Source organism: Bradyrhizobium sp. (assembly GCF_016462955.1).
Lineage (GTDB): Bacteria > Pseudomonadota > Alphaproteobacteria > Rhizobiales > Xanthobacteraceae > Bradyrhizobium.
Map to the genome: position 1 here is coordinate 16,120 of NZ_JAEMSD010000080.1, position 1,926 is coordinate 18,045.

The 1,926-nt window shown below is 66.5% G+C and carries 3 protein-coding genes; all 3 read right to left on the reverse strand.

What is annotated here, in order from left to right; all coding sequences use genetic code 11:
* Positions 1-785: SIR2 family protein (locus JHD07_RS11525; RefSeq protein ID WP_291622067.1), on the reverse strand; the 785-nt coding region annotated here is incomplete at its 3' end.
* Positions 785-1,006 (reverse strand): putative nitrogen fixation protein NifT, encoded by a 222-nt coding sequence (nifT, locus tag JHD07_RS11530; RefSeq protein WP_291622069.1) that lies wholly within the window; start codon positions 1,004-1,006, stop codon positions 785-787. The genes JHD07_RS11525 and nifT, both read right to left, overlap by 1 nt.
* Positions 1,003-1,926, reverse strand: a 924-nt coding sequence (locus JHD07_RS11535) for an aminotransferase class V-fold PLP-dependent enzyme (RefSeq protein ID WP_291622071.1), incomplete at its 5' end; no start/stop codon positions are given. The genes JHD07_RS11535 and nifT, both read right to left, overlap by 4 nt.

Below are 1,926 nucleotides of genomic sequence, written 5' to 3' on the forward strand. Positions count from 1 at the left end.
TCGTTCTTCGAGAGCGCATCGGGCTCGACCACGACATGATGGGTGTCGGTCGAACGCTTCGACACTTGCCGCGCATAGGTGCGCAGCAGCTGGTCGTTGAAACGGCAGCCGAGAAACAGGAAGCTGCGGCCGGTCCGCCGCACCTTCACCTCGTCCGGGATCGGCGTCTGGATGTCGATCTCGGTCAGCACTTCGACATAGTCGGCATCGGAGATCAGAAAGTTCTTGGCCGGCGCGACGCTGCCGTGCGGCTTGTAGAGGATCGTGGTCCAGGCCTTGGCCAGCGCTCGATCGACCTCCTGGCCCTCGGCATCGTAGAACCGGTACCAGCGGTCCTCGCCGATGCCGGCGCGGGTGATCCCCTGGATCTCGCCCCAATCTTGTCGTCCGGCGAGCGCACTGCGCATCGCGCCGTCGTACCAGCTGTCGACGATCAAGGGCAGCGGCATGGTGCCGAGATGGCGATGGAGCGCGGTCGGTGCGACCGGGGTGGCGAAGGCTTCCGCCATCAGCGCGGTCACGGTGGCACGGTGCCTGGTGCTCTCGATGTGCTGCGCCGAAGCCCAGGCATTGCCGCGGGCGCGGCGCGGCAGTGCGACCCTGGTGCCGAAGAAGGCCGCCAGCGCCTCCGGGTTCATCGGCACGGCCGGCTCGCCGAGCTCGGCGACGCCTGGCCCGAGATAGGGAATGACATTGCCGCCACGCAGCCGCGAGACAACCTCGCTGAGAATGGCTTCGGCGTCCGCGGGCGCGGCGAAATCGATCTGCGGGACCGGAGCGTTCATCACTCGTCTCCCTCGCCGCCGCGCTTCTTGGCGTTGATGGTGATCGGCAGGTTGGTATCGGCGGCCATCTGCGGCAGGTCCAGCACCCAACCATTGGCGATCTTGATCCAGCCGCCCCAGAGCGTCTCGTGCTCGGAGTCCACGATCGGCTCCTCGAGATCCTTCTTCGGCACGTAGATCGACAGGCCGGTCTCCGGCGAGCGACGAATCATAACTTTCATAGGCTCATCTCCGCAGGACGAGAGGTGTCGCTCGCGCGCTCTTGCCACGACGGAGACAATGCTCTCAGTTTCGAAAGGATCTCAGGCAGGGCCAGCAGGACCCGGTCGATTTCTTCGGCCGTGGTCTCGCGGGACAGGGAGAAACGGATCGCGCCGCGCAGCGATGCGGCCGGCACATGCATCGCCCGCAACACGTGTGACGGCTCCATCGAGCCGGAGGCACAGGCCGACCCCAGCGAGGCGGCAATGCCGGCGCGGTTCAGATGATGGATGATCGCTTCGCCTTCGACATGCTCGAAGGCGATGTTCGAGGTGTTCGGCAGCCGGCTCTTGACGTCGCCCAGCACCATGCACTGTCCGAGCCGCAGGATGCCCTTCTCCATCCGGTCGCGAAGGGCGGCGATCTCCGCCCATTCCCGTTCGAGCTGCGCCGCCGCAAGCTCGGCGGCCTTGCCGAGACCAACGATGCCGGGAACGTTTTCGGTGCCGGCGCGGCGGCGACGCTCCTGCGGACCGCCCAGGATAAGCGGCTTGAACTTCGTTCCCTTGCGCACATAGAGCGCGCCGATGCCCTTGGGACCGTGCAGCTTGTGGCCGGACAGCGAGAGCATGTCGATCTCGCTCGCCTTGAGATCGATCGGAAGCCGGCCGACGGCCTGCACCGCATCGGTGTGAAACAGCGCGCCGGCGGAACGCGCCATCTTGGCCAGGAACTCGACCGGAAAGACCGTGCCGGTCTCGTTGTTCGCCCACATCACGGACGCGATCGCGGTGCGCGGGCCGAGTGCGCGCCTGTAAGCCTCGATGTCGAGCCGGCCACGCGTATCCACGGCAATGAGATGGCTCTTGATGCCGCGGCCGCCGAGCTCCTCGACCAGCGACAGCACGGCGGGATGCTCCACCGCGGTGGTGACGATCTC